Origin of the sequence: Collinsella sp. AK_207A, assembly GCF_902501965.1 — a bacterium.
Lineage (GTDB): Bacteria > Actinomycetota > Coriobacteriia > Coriobacteriales > Coriobacteriaceae > Collinsella.
Map to the genome: position 1 here is coordinate 1 of NZ_CABWID010000020.1, position 16,707 is coordinate 16,707.

At 63.0% G+C, this 16,707-nt stretch carries 14 protein-coding genes; 1 reads left to right on the forward strand and 13 read right to left on the reverse strand.

Annotation, left to right across the window (positions count from 1 at the left end; genetic code table 11):
- Nucleotides 1-284: 284 nt before the first annotated feature.
- The 4 genes from GDJ97_RS07610 to GDJ97_RS07625 all read right to left on the reverse strand — a co-directional run bounded on the left by GDJ97_RS07610 (nucleotide 285) and on the right by GDJ97_RS07625 (nucleotide 3,764).
- Nucleotides 285-968, reverse strand: a complete 684-nt coding sequence (locus GDJ97_RS07610) for a TetR/AcrR family transcriptional regulator (protein WP_152070702.1) — start codon at nucleotides 966-968, stop codon at nucleotides 285-287.
- A 121-nt stretch (nucleotides 969-1,089) separates the two neighbouring features.
- Entirely contained in the window at nucleotides 1,090-1,542 is a 453-nt protein-coding gene (locus GDJ97_RS07615; protein ID WP_152070703.1) for a hypothetical protein, read from the reverse strand.
- Nucleotides 1,543-1,554: 12 nt separating this feature from the next.
- Complete coding sequence (locus tag GDJ97_RS07620) at nucleotides 1,555-3,249, reverse strand: amidohydrolase (protein ID WP_152070704.1); 1,695 nt, start codon at nucleotides 3,247-3,249, stop codon at nucleotides 1,555-1,557.
- Nucleotides 3,250-3,287: 38 nt separating this feature from the next.
- Nucleotides 3,288-3,764, reverse strand: coding sequence for an EamA family transporter (locus tag GDJ97_RS07625; protein WP_152070705.1), 477 nt, complete (start codon nucleotides 3,762-3,764; stop codon nucleotides 3,288-3,290).
- Nucleotides 3,765-4,060: 296 nt separating this feature from the next.
- Here GDJ97_RS07625 and GDJ97_RS07630 point away from each other — a divergent pair, with 296 nt between their 5' ends.
- A complete protein-coding gene (locus tag GDJ97_RS07630; protein WP_152070706.1) occupies nucleotides 4,061-4,981 on the forward strand; it encodes a hypothetical protein in 921 nt (306 codons plus the stop codon).
- Nucleotides 4,982-5,335: 354 nt separating this feature from the next.
- Here the strand turns inward: GDJ97_RS07630 and GDJ97_RS07635 are convergent, their stop codons facing one another.
- The 9 genes from GDJ97_RS07635 to GDJ97_RS07675 all read right to left on the reverse strand — a co-directional run bounded on the left by GDJ97_RS07635 (nucleotide 5,336) and on the right by GDJ97_RS07675 (nucleotide 16,701).
- Complete coding sequence (locus tag GDJ97_RS07635; RefSeq protein ID WP_152070707.1) at nucleotides 5,336-6,721, reverse strand: M18 family aminopeptidase; 1,386 nt, start codon at nucleotides 6,719-6,721, stop codon at nucleotides 5,336-5,338.
- A 110-nt stretch (nucleotides 6,722-6,831) separates the two neighbouring features.
- On the reverse strand, nucleotides 6,832-8,592 hold the full coding sequence (locus GDJ97_RS07640) for a 1-deoxy-D-xylulose-5-phosphate synthase (RefSeq protein WP_152070708.1): 1,761 nt from the start codon (nucleotides 8,590-8,592) through the stop codon (nucleotides 6,832-6,834).
- A 162-nt stretch (nucleotides 8,593-8,754) separates the two neighbouring features.
- Nucleotides 8,755-9,705, reverse strand: coding sequence for an AEC family transporter (locus tag GDJ97_RS07645; RefSeq protein ID WP_193221357.1), 951 nt, complete (start codon nucleotides 9,703-9,705; stop codon nucleotides 8,755-8,757).
- A 162-nt stretch (nucleotides 9,706-9,867) separates the two neighbouring features.
- Entirely contained in the window at nucleotides 9,868-11,160 is a 1,293-nt protein-coding gene (locus tag GDJ97_RS07650) for an MFS transporter (protein WP_152070710.1), read from the reverse strand.
- Between the two features lie 94 nt (nucleotides 11,161-11,254).
- Nucleotides 11,255-12,499: a M20 family metallopeptidase gene (locus GDJ97_RS07655; RefSeq protein WP_226808919.1), complete on the reverse strand. Its 1,245-nt coding sequence runs from the start codon at nucleotides 12,497-12,499 to the stop codon at nucleotides 11,255-11,257.
- A 224-nt stretch (nucleotides 12,500-12,723) separates the two neighbouring features.
- Nucleotides 12,724-14,067, reverse strand: a complete 1,344-nt coding sequence (locus GDJ97_RS07660) for a DUF4179 domain-containing protein (protein WP_152070711.1) — start codon at nucleotides 14,065-14,067, stop codon at nucleotides 12,724-12,726.
- Nucleotides 14,064-14,693, reverse strand: a complete 630-nt coding sequence (locus GDJ97_RS07665) for an RNA polymerase sigma factor (protein ID WP_152070712.1) — start codon at nucleotides 14,691-14,693, stop codon at nucleotides 14,064-14,066. The genes GDJ97_RS07660 and GDJ97_RS07665 overlap by 4 nt, the downstream gene beginning before the upstream one ends.
- A gap of 421 nt (nucleotides 14,694-15,114) precedes the next feature.
- Complete coding sequence (locus tag GDJ97_RS07670; RefSeq protein WP_152070713.1) at nucleotides 15,115-15,414, reverse strand: YerC/YecD family TrpR-related protein; 300 nt, start codon at nucleotides 15,412-15,414, stop codon at nucleotides 15,115-15,117.
- Between the two features lie 246 nt (nucleotides 15,415-15,660).
- Nucleotides 15,661-16,701: an FAD:protein FMN transferase gene (locus tag GDJ97_RS07675; protein ID WP_152070714.1), complete on the reverse strand. Its 1,041-nt coding sequence runs from the start codon at nucleotides 16,699-16,701 to the stop codon at nucleotides 15,661-15,663.
- Nucleotides 16,702-16,707: the final 6 nt, after the last annotated feature.

The window sequence follows — 16,707 nt, forward strand, 5'->3', positions numbered from 1 at the left end:
TTTTTGGCGGTTTTGGTTGGTTTTTGTAGAGCCGACAGGGATTCAAGGGTCCGTTTGGAGCCCGTTTGATTGTCTGCGGGTGCCTCAGGCACTAGAGGGGGGGCGATCCGCTCGTCCGTTTCCTGGGCTTTTGCTGCCATGTGAACGCCATGGGGCACAGCGCCCCGGGCCCGGCTCTACAGAAACCCGCCCGAACCACCGATTTCTGGCATTTTTTTCGAAAAACCGGAAACTGGCACCCAAATCACATCGCTCGGAAGTGAACGAGCGAACCAGACACGTTCTTACACCTTAGAATCGCGCGATGCAATGATGCGCGGCTTCAGTGTGCGACCCACCGCCACGCGACAGCCACTCGCCATCTCATGGGCGTGGCTTACGAGCTCTTGCTCCTCCCAGTCCTCTAAACCCATGATGGACATAGATACCATCAGATCGGCCTCAAGAACCTCGGCGATGTCCTTCCCCTCGAGATAGCCGGTATCGATGCAGCGAACGATCTCGTTGAACACACCCTGCGACAGCGCGACGGCAATATGAACGCGCGATTGCGTATACTCGCCGCCGCGCGAAGAAAAGATGCGCTCAATCTGTTCGTGTTGGACGCGCACCTCTTCATCGGAGGCCTGCGGATACCGAAGGATATCGACGTAGAACCGACGCATATTCGCATTACGATACAAAAGATCGACCAGTAGGTATTCCAACAGGCAGTAGCCAAGGGCAGGGTCATCGACAGGAAAGCGCCGAGCAACAGCAACCCGAAGCGCGGTAACGTACTCGCGATAGATGGCGGCCACCAGCCCCCCGCGGTCACCAAAATGGTAGCTCACCAGTCCGCGCTGAACACCGGCCTCGCGGCAGACGGCAGAGTCCGACACGCCATCGACGCCATTGTCATAGAATAGCCTGCGCGCCGCGTTCTTGATGCTCTCCTTCGTGGCATCTCCCGCCGCATAGGATCCCACGGATCCCCCTTTCGCTCTTTACACACAAAGGGACGGGGAAGCCTTACAGAATCCCCGTCCCCTCGGTCATGCACGCCCCCATCCTAACAGATTCCCGGGGTCGGCATGTTTTCTCTCTCGCTTAGAACATCATCAGCAGCACGAGGCCACCGAAGCAAACGAAGCATCCGACGATGCGCGACACGCTCACGCGCTCCTTAAACGCCAGCACTCCGATAATCATCAGGCAGATGGCGAGAATGACATAGAGCACCAAGCACGCAATGCTGACATCCCAGCCTGCTCGGTACTGGAGCAGAATCGCCACTTCCATCAGCACGAGCGCAAGGCCCATGGCCGGCGCCGACCAGTTGCACTTCTTCAGAGCTCGTGGATAGTTCTTATCTTTGCTCGTCGCGAAGAACAGCACGAACGACGCGATGAAGCATGCAGAGTAGGACAGGAAAACCGAGGCGAACGAATCGATATCCGCAGGCGTCGATTTGGCCGCCACGTTATAGAGGATATTGACGATGATCATGAGAATGACGGGGTAATAGAACGCCATTCCCGACTTCTTAGCTGCAGTTGCCATGATGCCCCTCCCCTAGTCGTGCTTCTCGTAGGCGATACGGCCGTCGATGAGCGTAAGCACGGACTCCGTACCCACGATCTCATCCGCATTGCAGGTAAACAGGTTGTGGTCGAGCACGGCGATATCCGCGCGCTTGCCTACCTCAATCGAGCCCTTCAGCTGCTCCTTGCCAAGCTGATATGCACCGCCCCAGGTGTAAGCCCACAGCGCCTCGGCGACGCTGATCTTCTGCTCGGGATTGATTCCGCCTTCGGGTTTCCCATCGTTGAAGACGCGCTCGGTGGAACGGAAGATCTGATGGAGCGTGCCTGCGAACCCGACGGGAGAATCACTGCTGAACGAGATATAGTCGCAGTTATCGAACATGGCGCGGTTCGCCCAGGAGAGCTTGTAGACTTCCTCGCCAAAGAAGGGGCGGTAGAAGTCCGTCTCGTACGTTGGCGTGGGAGCCATCATATCGGGCTGGAGGGCAGCTACGATGCCGAGGGTCCGGAAGCGAGCGAAGTCCTCGGCGTTCACCGTGTCGCAATGCGTGATGACGTTGCGCTCGCCTCGCGTAAGACCGTGGGCCGTGGCCTCCTCGATGCAATCGAGGGCATGGTGTACCGTCGCCGTTCCACAGGCGTGGATATGGATAGGATGTCCAGTCCCCAGGCACTCGAGCACGCGACGCTTCATCTCGTCCGGATCCATGAGGCACGCGCCAAAGCACGTTGGATCGTCCGCATACGGTTCGGTCATCCAAGCCGTATGGGCGCCGCCCACACCATCGCCCACCACCTTGAATCCCCAGAACGTGATGTAATCCTCGCGGTTAGGATAGCGTTTGGCGAGGTCCAAGCCTTTTTCGATGTAGTCGTCTACACCATTGATGAGCACCGAGGTGTTCAAGCGGATGTTGAGCAAGCCTTCGGACTTCAGATCCTCGACCGCCTCGTACCAAGTCTGCGGTGTGTCGAACGCATCGAAAACCTCCGTGACGCCGCGCCGGTTTAGAATCTCGATAGTACGAGCGAGCTTACCCCGGCGCGCCAACGGATCGGAGATCGCACGCTTCAGCACATCGGGCTCGATACCGATGGCGGCGGATTCCTCCAGATATCCGGACGGCTCACCATTCTCGTAGCGCCAAATCCTACCGCCCTCCGGGTCCGGCGTTTCGGCGGTAATGCCCATCTCGTCAAAGAACTTCTGGTTCACCCAGGCACAGTGCGTATCGATATCCATAAGGAACGCAGGATTGTCGGGCAGGGCCTCGGAAAGGAGCTTCTTATCGGGCACCTGGGCACCGGGCCAGTTCGCCTGGTGCCAACCGAATCCTATGACCCAGTACGATTCCGGGTTTTCCTCGTGCCATGCCTTCGCGTTGGCCACGCATTCCGCCTCGGACGTCACGAATCGCAGCGTGGGACCGCTCTCGCACAGCACCGTGTTCTCAAGATGCAGATGGGCGTCGCAGATTGCAGGGATGAGAAGTTTATCAGCGCCAAAACGGCGCACATCCGTATTCGAACCGATCAGAGGCTTCAGGTCTTCCTCGGTACCGATTGCGACGATGGTATCACCGCATATTGCGATACCGCCCGGAACGGGTTCGTCGCCGCGGCCGATTCCACGGTACATGGCATCGGCGATGATAACCCGGTCGATCTTGTTATCGATGTCACTCATGATTGCGATGTCACTCATGATTGCGATGTCACCCATAATTGCTCCCTCTCATAGGAGTTGACGGCATGCGAGATTTAGGGCGTAAGCTCGGTAATTCCCGGTATGCCCTTGTCCTTCTGGGGACGGTTCACTATATAGAGGCCCGCGATGCACACGAGAATGCCGATGACCTTGATGGGGCCGAGTGATTCCTGCCAGAACATGACACCGAGGACGGCCAAGCCAAGCGAAACAGAGATGTTGGCTACAAGCGTGCCGACGCTCAGATCCCATCCTGCGCGGTACAACAGGATGATGGCCACATCGCAACCAACGATACACAGGCCGAGTGCATAGGATGCCCAGTTGGCCTTTGCAAATTCAGCGATGATATCGCCTCCACCAGTCGTTGCGAGGTAGAGGACGAACGTTGCGATCATGCCCGCCAGATAGGTGAGCGTGAGCGATGCAAACGTGTTGGCGTCTTCGGGCGTCGCTTTTGCAAAAAGGTTGTAAAGGATGTTTCCAAGCACACCAACGGCGAGCGGGACGTAGAACAGGATGGTTTCCATGCGTCTCCTTCCATAGCGTGGGAGCAGATGGTAGTGCACTGGTGCAAGTGTATTTCTGATTTTTGTTGTTGTAAATATTCGTTATTGCTAAATTTTGTAGTTGCATAGTGAACGGTATAAACTAGCCGCTAACATGATGTATTAGACCGTTTGCTGATATGCCTTATAAGAGCTTACTGCTTTTCTTTCTAATAATATCAGCGTCGTTTCAACCATCTGCCAGACCAGCCATCGCCTGCTAGCACAACAACCGAGAAAGGATCCTGAAGAAGCGGAACCGTCCAAGGGAGGGATCTATGTCCGAATCCATGCTCTACTACGCTCCGCTCATCCTTATCGTTGTTGGCAACGTACTGTACAACGTCGTGGGGAAGGCTGTGCCCGATGAAGCGAATCCCTTCGCAACGCTCATCATCACGTATCTGGTGAGCCTTATCGCATCGACGGTCCTCTTCTTTGCCGTGTCCCCTCATGCATCGCTTCTGTCTGCGCTCTCCGGGCTTAACTGGGCATCGTTTGCCCTTGGCATCACTATTGTGCTCATAGACGTCTCCGTCATCATGGTATACCGCGTTGGCTGGGATATTAGCGTCGGAACACTCGTGGTCAATATCGGTGTCTCGGTGCTCTCCGTTATCGCTGGCATCGTTTTCTGGAGTGAGTCTCTCACGTTCGTCATGATCATAGGAATCGTGTTCTGCCTTGCCGGTGTGACAGCAACGAGCATCTCTGAAGAGCGCAAGCATACCGAAGCTGGAACAGGTCGGATGGGACTCTATGGTCTTCGCAATCGGATCCGATTCTATTCCCCTATACTCATCATGCTCGTTGCGCGATTCGTCTATATGCTCGTGCAGAAGGTAACGCCTTTGGAAATTGATCCATTTGCCTCCGTCATGGTCGCCTACGCCTCGTGTCTCTTTTGCGCTGGCGTGGCGCTTGTATTCAGTGTTCGAGGCAAGGGTATCGGAGCGTCGTTTAAGAAGGTCAACTGGACTGCTGCAGCATTTGGGGCATGCCTGGTGCTGCTCGACGTCAGCACGCTCTGGCTCTTCCGGGCAGGATGGGATCTTTCACTCGGAACGCTCCTCATGTACGTGCTGCAAGCAATCGCGCTGGTCGCTATAGGCTGCGCGTTCTATCGTGAGCACATAACGCTCGCGCGCGGCGCGGGCGTTGCCGCATGCATCATCGGTATCATCCTCGTCATGCTCTAGCCGGTGTCAGGGAACCGGGTTCGATGACACGTTCGGGGTAGCAGAAGCGCTTTTTTCAATTTCAAGCGGTTTTTTGGCGGTTTTGGTTGGTTTTTGTAGAGCCGACAGGGATTCAAGGGTCCGTTTGGAGCCCGTTTGATTGTCTGCGGGTGCCTCAGGCACTAGAGGGGGGGCGATCCGCTCGTCCGTTTCCTGGGCTTTTGCTGCCATGTGAACGCCATGGGGCACAGCGCCCCGGGCCCGGCTCTACAGAAACCCGCCCGAACCACCGATTTCTGGCATTTTTTTCGAAAAACCGGAAACTGGCACCCAAATCACATCGCTCGTTCACGGCTGCAGCAGAAGCCGGTCCCCCTACACCTGGAAGGCGTCTGAGTTCTCTATCCGCAAATCGGCGTTGTAGAAGGCCGTCAGCGCATCGATGGCGAGCTGGGCGTCGCGCGCGCCCGCCGTCTCGTAGCTCGAGTGCATGGCGAGCTGCGGGCATCCCACGTCCACAGCGTGCATGCTCACCTGCATGTTCGAAAGGTTGCCGAGCGTGGAACCGCCCGCCATATCGCTGCGGTTCGCAAAGGACTGGTGCGGCACGCCAGCGGCATCGAGCACCGCGCAGACAGCCGCGCGGCTAAAGGCATCCGTGCAGTAGTGCTGGTTCGCCGCTTCCTTGACCGCCAGCCCGCCGTTCAGCACCGGACGGCTGCCCTCGTCGGCGAACTCCGGATGGTTGGGGTGCACGGCATGTGCGTTATCACAGCTCACGAGCATCGATGCCGCCAGGGCGCGCTGCAGGGCCTCCGGCTCGAAGCCCAGTGAGGCGTTCACGCGAGAGAGCGCGTCGGCGAGCACCGTGGACATCGCTCCCTGTTTGGTGTTGGAGCCGACCTCCTCGTTGTCGAAGCAGCAGTAGACCGAGATGTCGTGCGAATTGCCGCTCGCCAGGAACGCCCGGAGCGCGGTATAGGCGCACATAAGGTCGTCCAGCTTGGGCGCAGAAACGAACTCCGGCGCATCCGCGCGAGCACCCCAGAGCGTCGGCCGCTCCAGGCTCACGAGGAAGAGATCGTGCGCGATAACCTGCTTCGGCTGCACGCCGAGCTCAGCGGCCACCAACGCGTTGAACGCGCCTGCCTTGAGGGCGCCGGTGGAGAAGAGCGGGCACAAATCCACTTGTCGGTTGGGCGCAAAGCCCTTGTTGACCTCGCGGTTCATATGGATGGCCAGGCTCGGTATCAGCGCCACGGGGCGATTGATGGCAAGCAGGCGGCTCTCCACGCGGCCTCCGGCGCAGTCCTCCTCGCCGCCCTCTTCGCGCACGAGTACGCGCCCCGCGAGGCCGAGCGGGCGATCAAGCCAGGTGTAATCGATCATGCCACCGTACGCCTCGACGTTCAGACGCAGGTACTCGCCCGGACCGGCGAACTCGGGCACCGATTTGACCTTGAAGGTCGGCGAGTCGCCGTGCGCGGCCGCGATCTGGAAATGGTACGGGAGGGCGGCGTCATCAACCCCGCAAACCGCGGCACCTACCTCCGCGCCGACGACCCACGCGATGACGGTCGAGCCGTTCCGCACCGTGTAATAGGAACCACCGGGGCAAACGTTCCAGGCCACCGTCTCGGGAAGATAGGTGAAGCCCGCCTCGTCGAGCTCGCGCCTGATCGTCGCCGTCGTATGAAACATGCTCGGACACGCGCCGGTGAAGTCGACCAAGCCGCGCGCCGCATCAAGATAATCAGCCATGCAAAGTTCCTTTCTCTAGCCCCTCGCTCTCGTTGTTATAGCATCATGTCCCCAAACAAAACTGATCTGTTTGGGGGCATGGAAGGGAACAGTCGGTCCCGCGAGCGCAGCTAGCGAAGCAAAGCCTCCACGTCGGAGACGATGGCCGGCACGGTGATACCGCACGCAGCGAGCAGCTCATCTGCCGGAACGCGATTCGGGAAGCTCTTGTCGAGTCCGAAGCAACGCACGCGAACGTCCCGCGAACCCAGGTAGGCGGCTACGCGCTCGCCCCAACCGCCGGCAAGCGCCCCGTCCTCGAGCGTCACGACCACGCGATGCGAGCAGGCAAGCTCGTCCAGGCACGCCTCGTCCAGATCGGAGGCGGAGCGCGGGTTCACGAGCGTCACGCGAATCCCTACCCGGGCTAGGGCATCCGCCACACGCTCACCCAGCTCGAAAAAGGTTCCCAGCGCGAGCAGCGCGACATCGGAACCGGAGCGAACCACCTGATAGCGAGGGCGCGCAAAGTCCTCCCCCGCCGCCGGTGCCAGATCGAGACGGGAGACCACGCCGTGCGCGGGCACGCGGATGGCAACGGGTCCGTCGGTATACCCCAGGGACCAGTCGAGCATGGCGAGGTATTCCTCCCGGCACACAGGAGCCAGATAGGTAAGAGCCGGAAGCGCCGCAAGCATGGGGATGTCGAAGAAGCCCAGGTGCGTGGCATCGTTTGCACCGAAGACGGAACCGCCGAACACGAGCAGCGTAGCCGGCGCCCCGTTCAGGCAGAGGTCGTGCCACAGCTCATCGTAGGCGCGCTGCAGAAACGTGCCGTAGATGCCGAGCACCGGATGCGCGCCGGCCATGGCGAGACCGGTGGCGAACGTCACGGCATGCTCCTCGGCAATACCCACGTCCACGAACTGTCTGCCCGCAGCGGCGCGGCGCGCGGGCGTGAACCCCATGATGTAGGGCGTCGCCGCCGAGATGGCCACCAGCTTTGGGTCCGCCGCCATGCGCTCGAGCAGGTGGGAGCCGGTGATCTCGTCGTAGCCGGGGGCGCCCGCCGCGGCGCGGGGCAGGCCCGTGGCGACGTCGAACGGCTTGGGATGGTGCCAGGCCTCGGGGTTCGCCTCGGCCGGCTCGTAGCCCCGACCCTTCACCGTGCACACATGCAGCACCACGGGATGGTCGGTCCCGCGCAGCTCGGAGAACGTCTCCACCAGCGCGGCCACATCGTGCCCGTCTGCCAAGAAGCGGTAGTCGAGCCCCATATCGCGAAAGACATTCCGCTCGGATGTGCCCGCGGTGCGCCTGAGTTCGGCCAAGGAGGCGTAGATGCCGCCGTGGTCCTCGGCGATGGACCAGCCGTTGTCGTTCACGATCACGATGACGCCGGAGCCGAGCTCGGCCAGGTTGTCCAGCCCCTCGAACGCAAGCCCGCCCGAAAGCGAGCCGTCGCCGATGACGGCCACCACGTTGTACGTATCGCCCGCCAGATCGCGTGCCTTGGCCAAACCGCAGGCCAGACTCACCGAAGTGGACGTATGGCCCACCGAGAAGAGGTCGTGCGGGGACTCCGCCGGATTGCTGAAGCCTGAAACCTCGCCAGCGCGTGCGGGATCCAGGTAGGCGGCGGCGCGACCGGTCAGCATCTTGTGCGCGTAGCTCTGATGCGAGACGTCGAAGACGATCTTGTCGACCGGCGAGTTGAAGACGCGATGCAGGGCGACGGTGAGCTCGACCACAGCGAGGTTGGACCCCACGTGTCCGCCCGCCGCAGCAGAGGAGTCGACGATGGCGCGGCGAATCTCCGCGCAGAGCGACGGCAGCAACGAGGCGTCGAGTGCCTGCACGTCTGCAGGAGACGAAATTCGTTCCAGGTACAAAGCGACACCCTCCGCGCATCCTCAATTGACAGATAATCTTAGTTTGGCGCAAAAGCCGTTCGGCTGCACGCGCGAGCGGTAGATAGCACCGTTTCTCCGGCAGGGCGCGCGCCGCCCGGGCGGTAGCAGCGAGCCACCCGCCCGCGATGACCCTGCCGCAGCCTACTGCGATAGCAGCACGACCAGCGGAATCGTCAGGATGGAGAGGATGATGGAGAAGAACGTCCCCTGCATCATGGGCTGGGCGTCCTTGCCGTACTCCAGGCAGTACAGCGCGCCGTTGGAGGCCACGGGCATGGCCATCTGGAGCACCGCGATCGCGAGCACGTTCGCCGGGCAGGCAAATCCGAGCGATTGCCCCAGCAGGCGGAGCAGCAGCAGCCCGAGCAGAGGCCCCGCCAGCAGGCGGCCCGCAGCCGCCACGTAGGCCCGCCAGTTGGCGAGCATGGAGAGCGGCTCGTAGCGGGCGATGGAGGAACCCGTGAGCAGCAGGGCCGCCGGCGTGGTCAGCTCGCCCACGATGGTGAGCGCGTCACTCGCCACGCCAAAGCCCGAGATGCCGAGCGCCACGCACGCCGTTACCACCAAGCTCGAGATGAGCACCGGCGTCTTGAAGCACGCCGCAACGTCCTTCAGCGTGCGCTTCCATCCCCCGCCCTCGCCCGAGACCATGATCACGCCCGCGGTGAAGATGAGGATGTTGGAGGGGATGATGCCGATGGCGGCGAGCAGCAGCGAGCCCTTGCCGAGGATGGCCTGGACCACCGGGAAGCCGATGAAGCCGCAGTTGCCGAACATCACGATGAACTGGTAGATGCCGCGCTCGTCAACGGGTGCGCGCATCAGGAGCGCCAGCACGTAGCCCAAGAGGCCGGACACCACGAGGATGGTCGCCGTGGCCGCGAGCATCCAGAGCATCTCGCCCGTTGAGGGCAGTCCGCCGGCCGATCCCAGCGAAGCCAGGATCATGCACGGCATGCTCACGTTCAAGACCAGCGTGGAGAGGCGGACGTCGAAATCGTCATCCATAAAGCCGAGCTTGTGCGCCGCCCATCCCACGAGAATGGGCAGTGAAACGGTCACCATCTGCAATGCCACGAACGAGAAATTCATGTAACAAGCCCCCTTGCGCATTTCGGGGGCAAGTCTACACCCGCGGGCGGAACACGCCTGCCGCGGACCCGTTCGTTCACATACGAGCCGATGCAGCCGGCCCCCGGGAACCGTAGCTCCCAGGGGCCGGCCGGACGAGACCTTTCAGCGTCGTCGCGTTGGCTACGCCAGGCTCTTGGCGCTGTTCTCGGCGGCCAGCAGGCCCGCGAGCATCAGCGCGGAGCACACCCCGCAGACGATCCACAGCGGCACGAAACTATGCGCGGAGTCGAAGATGGCACCCGCGAGCAGCGAGCTCACCACGCCGCCGGCCATCTCGAGGCTCGTGATCCAACCCGAGATCTTACCCAGGTCGCGCATACCGTAGAGCTTGGAGGCAGCGACCGTGGGCGCCACCGTGCCCATGCAGGTACCGATGCCGAAGGCGATGCCGCCCACGTAGGGACCCCAATCCGTGGCCGGGAACGAGAGTCCCACGCATGCGATGATGCAGGCAACGGAACCCAGGATGTTACCGGCCCTCAGGCCGAACTTGTCGTAGATGGCGCCGAGCGAGATCTTGGCGATCACCACCGTCACCATGTAGACGCTCATGACGGTACCCGCCCAGGTAAGGCTGTGGCCGCCCGTGACGATCTTCTCGCCGTTGATGGTCACGCCCGTCATGTTGGTCACCTGGTTGCCGAGCACCGCCAGGTTCACGACGCCCATGAGCACGAAGGCACCCACGAGCAGCCAGAAAGACGGATGACGCTTAACGACGTCCCAGCCGGCACCATCGCGCGCGGCGGCGAACTCCTCGGCAGAGGCAGCGTCCTTGGCCGCCTCCTCGGCAATCTTCTTGGCGCCGTAGGGCTCAAGCCCGATGTCCGAGGGACGGGTGTGAAAGGCGAAGGCGGTGATGGGGAAGCTCGCCACAAAGCAGATGAGCGCGAGCGCAAGGAGCGCCGGACGCCAGCCGTAGCTCATGATGATCGAGCTCACGATGGGCGAGAGCACCGCGCCGCCAAAGCCGGAGCCCGAGAGCGCGATGGAGATGGCAAGGCCGCGCTTGGCCGTGAACCAGTTGGCCGAGACGAGAGAGATGAGCAGGCGCGTGCCGGCGACCACCACCACGCCGGCGATGGCGATGAGCACGTAGAGCTGCCACGCCGCGGTGATGAACGAGAGGGCCACGAGCACGAGCGAGGTGATGGCCACCGAGAGGCAGCCGAGCACCCGGCTCGAGACGCGGTCGGCCAGGATACCCACGGCGGCGGCGCCCACGATGCTCATCAGCGTGGAGATGGAACTCGAGAGGTTGTACTGCGAGAGGGTGAGGCCCAGGTCCTTGACGATATACGCCTGGAAGAGCGCGATACAGTTGATGAACGTGGTGTAGCAGGTGGCCATGATGAGGAAGCCGGCGGCCACCACGAACCAGCCGGGAAAGATCTTGTACGTCTTGGATGCCATGGGTCCTCCTTCTGAGGGCGGGAACAAGAGCGGGCGATGCCGAGTGGGCACGGCCGGGTGCTGGTGCTGGGCGCTGGGTGCTAGGCGCCAGACGCTAGGCGCTCGCCTGGTCGCCGAGCCAGCCCAGGGCCACGGCGGCGTAGGCGGTGGCAGCGAGCGGCAGTGCCTCGTCGGCAAAGCGAACGCCGGGGTTGTGCTGCGGAAGCCCCTGTTCCACGTCCGTGGGCTGGGCGCCGATCATGAAGTATGCGGAGGGCACGCGCTCAGACACGAGCGAGAAGTCCTCGGACGCCATGTTGTGCATGCCGCCCACCTGCGGGGCATCGGGCAGCGCCGCGGCAACGTAGCCCTCGCACGCCTCCACCATGGCCTCGTCGAGCACCAGCGGCGGCACGTCGTTGATGACCTCGATCTGGGCATCGCAGCGATACGTGGCCGCCACGCCCCGGACCAGCTCGCCGATGCGCTCCACCAGATCGCGCATGAGCGCGGGCTCGAACACGCGCATGGTGCCCGCGAGCACGCAGGTGTCGGGAATGACATTGGCGGCGGCGCCCGCCTGGAAGGAGCCGATGGTGAGCGCGACCTCCTTCATGGCGCTCACCTCGCGCGCGATGAGCTCCTGCAGCGCCAGGTGCACGTGCACGCCCGCGGTGATGGGATCGACACCCGTCTCGGGGGCGGATCCGTGGCAGCCCTTGCCCGTGAGCACGATGCGGAAGCCGTAGACGCCCGAAAGCACCGAGATGCCGTGGGCGACGACCCCGAGTGGCATGGCGGCGATCACGTGCGAAGCGTAGGCCACGTCCACCTTCGGGGCCTCGAGCAGGCCGTCCTCGATGGCGGCGCGGGCACCGAGGAAGGTCTCCTCACCCGGCTGGAACACGAGCTTGACGGTACCGAGCTTTGCAATCTCGGCCTCGCGGGCCTTGAGCAGGCGAGCGGCACCCAGCAGCGAGGTGGCGTGCAGGTCGTGCCCGCAGGCGTGCATGCGCCCGCAGGTGGCGGCGAAGGGCTCGCCGGACTCCTCGGCAACGGGCAGGGCGTCCATGTCCGCGCGAAGCAGGATGGTGGGACCGGCCTCCTCGTCCGTAGCCGTGCCGTCGCCCGCGGCAGCCGCTTGCGCGCCGCGGCCGATGAGCGCGATCACGCAGGAGCCGTCCACCGCCGTGCGGAAGGGAATCCCCAGCTCCTGCAGGTGCTGCCGCACAAAAGCGCTCGTCTGCGGCAGGCTGAGTGAAAGCTCGGGAATCCGGTGCAGCTCATGGCGCCAGTCCGCCAGCTCGTCGGAGAAGGCCCGGGCCTCTCCCGCCAGGTCCACAATTCGTAGATCGGTCACATGTCCCCCATCCTCGAGATGCAATATGTCGACTGTAAGCGCTTTGTTGCACTGCGGTGCGTGCACGGGACAACGCAACCGGCTTTTTACAATCGACGAACGCGGGGGCTGCTACGGGGTAGCCCCCCCGCACAGAGAAACCCCCAACCCCAAACGCGTCGGTTCCGTTTGGGATTGGGGGCGTTGCGATACAGCCGCGGGGATGGCCCCTCGGGATCAAGCGACTACTTTGCCATGAGCTCCGTGCCGTTGACGGTCACGCTCGCCACCTGGTCCACGTCGATGATCTGGTCGAAGAAGAAGCCGCGCTTGATAATCTCCCTGCCGCCGACTTCGTCCCTGTTCATGGAGCTGCTCGCGTTCGACACCTCGGTCTTGCTGCCGTCCTTCATCGTGAAGACATAGTCCTGGTTACAGAAACTCTCCAGCGCGCCTTGCCGTTCTTCGGTCTCCTGGCCGCTTTCCGCGTTCCCGGAATCCTCAAGCAAGCCATTTACCGAGTACTCGATGGTGAACGCCACGGGGCTGATCGTCGCCTTATCGATGGTGGCATCCATGCCGCCCTGCTTGATCTTGGTTCCCTCGCCGATGGACACGCCCGCATCCTCGTAGTTCACCTTAAAATCGAGCTTCCACTCACCCTTGGCGAGCAGCTTGCCGGCATTCGCCGCGTTCGCGCTCTGGTCGCCCGAGGTGGCATCGCCCGCACTCACGCCCTCGTCGGCGCTATACACCTTAAGGTCGCGTAGATCCACGTGGATGGTCTTGCCAATGAGCGATTCGCCGCCATCGACGTCGACGTTCCACTCCTCAACGTACTGCACCTTGTTGTCGGTGGGATCGGCATCGTAGAAGTACGCACCGCCAGCCATACCGCGGGTGCCGTCGATGAAGCTGCCGGGGGATTCGAAGCCCATGCTGGTGGCACTGTAATTGCCGCCGGAGAAATCGAAGGGCTTGCCGTCATCGCGCGAGATCGTGTAGACGATCTTTACGTTGGCGGCATCGCCGATGATGGCGTCCGCGGTGACGGTCACACCGTTCGAGGTTGCGGAAGCGCCCGCGGGACGGCCGACCTTGTCGACGATCTTGGTGTCCGCCACGCTGCCGCCGAACAGGTCTTGGACAGCCTGCGAAAGCGGAACCGAGATGACGCCCGAGGCGATCGCCGTGCCGCCGCCACCGAGCAGGAGCGCCGCCACCAGACCGGCCGCCACGGCCCAGCGGGTGCGGGGGCGGCGCGCGCTGGGGCGTTGACGGCGCGGCGCGACGGACTGGGAACCCGTTACCGCCATGGCGGGAGCAGCGTTCGCCGCCACTCGTGCCGGCATCTCGAGCACCTGCGCCGGCACATGGAGGGGCGCCTCTGCATCCTTCGCCGCTGCAGCTTCCTCGGCTGCCCGCGCCGCGGCCTTCGCTACAACCGCTTGGCGCAACTTGCCCTTGAGACGCGCCTTGGCGTCGTTGGAGAGGCCGGCCCCGGAGAGCTCGCCCTGGTACGCGGCGAGGAACTCCCGCTCAAAGGCGTTGAACTCGTGCTGGTTCCCGTTCATCTTCTGCTCGCTCATCGTGCGTCTCCTTTCAGCATCTCGCGCAGCGTCTTGCGGCCGCGGCTCAAACGGGCGTTCACGGCAACCTCGCTCGCTCCGGTGATGGTGGAGATCTCGCGCGCCGAATAGCCCTCGTAGTAGTACAGGTAGATGGTCTCGCGATAGAGTGCCGGCAAGGCGTTCACCGCGGCGAGCACGGGCGAGTCGCTGCCCGCGATTTCCGCTTCGGGACCCTCGGTCGTAAGCGTCTCGAGCACCGCCGTCGCCTGCACGCCGGCCTCGTCGTCCAACGTCACCGTGCGCTGCCGGTACGCGCTCTTGAGCACGTCCTTGCACGCGTTGATGGTGGCGCGGATGATCCAGGCCTTCTCGTGCTCCGCGCTGGTGAACCGGCGGGTGCCGCTGCCCATGAGGTCGAACAGCTTGAGAAAGACCGTCTGGCAGATGTCCTCCGCGTCCGCGCGCGAGCCCAGGTAGGTGTAGCTCACGCGGGTGATGAGGTCCGCATAGGCCTCGACCAGGCGGTCAATCTCGGACTCGATGAACGCCGGCGTCGCGGGTGCCGTTCGCTCGCTCCCGGCGGGTGCCGCCGTATCGTCCACGCCCCTCACCCCCTCGTACTTACGCGCCGTTGCATACTGCATGGTAGCCTCGCTCTCGGTTGGATTGGAGAGGGCTCGTCCCTCTCCCCCTTCACCTTCAACACGAGCGAGTCGCTCAGAACCTGACGAGATTGACGGTTTTTCTCGAGCGGGCGTACCGGAGCGGCGCTGACTGACCGTCTATCCAACCACGCAGAAGTGGCGTCCGCGCCGCATGCTATGCTGCGAACCAGCAGAAGGGCGTTTACATAAGCCCTCAACGTCATAAGGAGGTACCGGTATGATTGTTGTTCTCTATACCATTTGGTGCATCATGACGCTGCCGTTCCGCATCGTGTGGTATTTATTCAGGCTGATGTAAGCGTCCTGCCCCGCGGCAATGAAGCGGCCCCGTGCCTCCAACCATGTCATTCATGCTTGGAGGCACGGGGCCTTGTTTGAAACGATACGGCTGCAGCCGCGGCTACGCGCGGTCGGCGAGTTCTATGAGGACGCGACGGTAACCGCCCCACTCGCCGTTCAGGGCTTTGGAGACGCGGCTGACCGTGGTGGACGAGGCGCCGGTGCGCGCCTGTACCTCAACATAGGGATCCCCCCCGTCCAGATAGCGCGCCACCTGGAGACGCTGGGCAAAGTCGCAGATCTCGCGCGGAGTGCAGAGGTCGGTGAGGAACGCGCGAACGTCGTCGGCGTCCTCAAGGGTCAGGAACGCATCGACCAGCTGCTGCACGTCGGCCTGATCAAACATCTTCTCGATATTCACAAGACACCACCAGACTCCCTCGAAAACGGCAAGACCGATACTCAAGAAGACCAGAGAACCGGTCTTCTATTCACTGCCAATCTGCTCGCGGAAGTGTATCACACCACTACGCTAAAGCGCTCGAGCACACCAAGTCAACAACCGCCGCCGGTTGCGGCGCATCGGCGGATGGGCGGCCCTTGCAGCAGGCCTGGTTCGGTTGCCGCCCCGCACTAGGCGTGCCGGCCCGCGCAGCCCGACTCGGCGCTACAACCGTGGCAGCGTGGGCACGAGCGAGAGCCGCTCCGCCATCCCCTCGGTCCAGAGCACCTCGTCGCGATCCGTGATGATAACGGCCTCGATCCCGCTGATCCCCTCGATGAAGTCGATCGCCCGCTCGGCGCCCAGCATGAGCGCGGTGGTGGACCACCCGTCGCAATCAAGCGAGCAAGCGGCCACGATGGTCGCGCTCGCCACGTCCGTCTGCGCGGGCATGCCCGTCTTGGGGTCGAGGATGTGGTGGTAGGTGACGCCGCCGCGTGTGAAGCGCCGCTCCGCCACGCCGCTCGTCACCACCGAGCCGTCCCGCACTTCCACGATCGCGCGGCTATGGGCCTCGTCGAGCGGGTTCTGGATGCCGATGCGCCATGGATCGCCAGCGTGCACGGGCGGAAGCGAGGTCTCGTCCGCCGGCCGGCCACCGCGCACGAGCACGTTGCCGCCCAAGTTGATAACGAAGCGATCCACCCCGTGCGCCACCAGACCGGCCGCAAGGTCGTCCGCAATGTAGCCCTTGGCCACGCCGCCCAGGTCGAGCACTGTCTCGGGGTCCGTTATGGCGAGGGTGGGGGCACCGGCGCTAACCCAACCCAGCGCGATATTCCGATATCCCACGTGCGGGAGTGCGCGGGAGAGGGCCAACTTGCTCGGCACCACCCCCGTATGGAAGTTCCAGAGCGACGTGACCGTGCCCATGGTGATGTCGAACAGCCCCTGGCTCCGCTCGCAATAGCCCAGGGCCAAGCGCACGAGCTCGGCCGTCTCGGGAGCGATGGCAACCGGCTCCGGCGATGCGGCGTGGGCGCGCGCGATATCGGAATCGGAGCGTGTGCGCGAAAGCGCGTGCTCAAAGAACACGCACCGGTCCCGCAGCGCCAGCAGGGCCGGGTCGGCAACCTCGGCCGAAGCGTAGGCATGCACGTGCACGTCGGTGTTGAAGATGAAGAACGAGATGGCCCGCGAACCGTCCGCCGCCGTCCACGGCCGGGCGGTGAGCGGATCGCCGTACGTGTAGCCTTGCTGCGCCATAATCCC

Coding starts and splice junctions, on each gene's coding strand:
- GDJ97_RS07615 (WP_152070703.1), bottom strand. CDS start 1,542: ATGGCAACTGCAGCTAAGAAGTCGGGAATGGCGTTCTATTACCCCGTC.
- GDJ97_RS07620 (WP_152070704.1), bottom strand. CDS start 3,249: ATGGGTGACATCGCAATCATGAGTGACATCGCAATCATGAGTGACATC.
- GDJ97_RS07625 (WP_152070705.1), bottom strand. CDS start 3,764: ATGGAAACCATCCTGTTCTACGTCCCGCTCGCCGTTGGTGTGCTTGGA.
- GDJ97_RS07630 (WP_152070706.1), top strand. CDS start 4,061: ATGTCCGAATCCATGCTCTACTACGCTCCGCTCATCCTTATCGTTGTT.
- GDJ97_RS07635 (WP_152070707.1), bottom strand. CDS start 6,721: ATGGCTGATTATCTTGATGCGGCGCGCGGCTTGGTCGACTTCACCGGC.
- GDJ97_RS07645 (WP_193221357.1), bottom strand. CDS start 9,705: ATGAATTTCTCGTTCGTGGCATTGCAGATGGTGACCGTTTCACTGCCC.
- GDJ97_RS07650 (WP_152070710.1), bottom strand. CDS start 11,160: ATGGCATCCAAGACGTACAAGATCTTTCCCGGCTGGTTCGTGGTGGCC.
- GDJ97_RS07660 (WP_152070711.1), bottom strand. CDS start 14,067: ATGAGCGAGCAGAAGATGAACGGGAACCAGCACGAGTTCAACGCCTTT.
- GDJ97_RS07665 (WP_152070712.1), bottom strand. CDS start 14,693: ATGCAGTATGCAACGGCGCGTAAGTACGAGGGGGTGAGGGGCGTGGAC.
- GDJ97_RS07675 (WP_152070714.1), bottom strand. CDS start 16,701: ATGGCGCAGCAAGGCTACACGTACGGCGATCCGCTCACCGCCCGGCCG.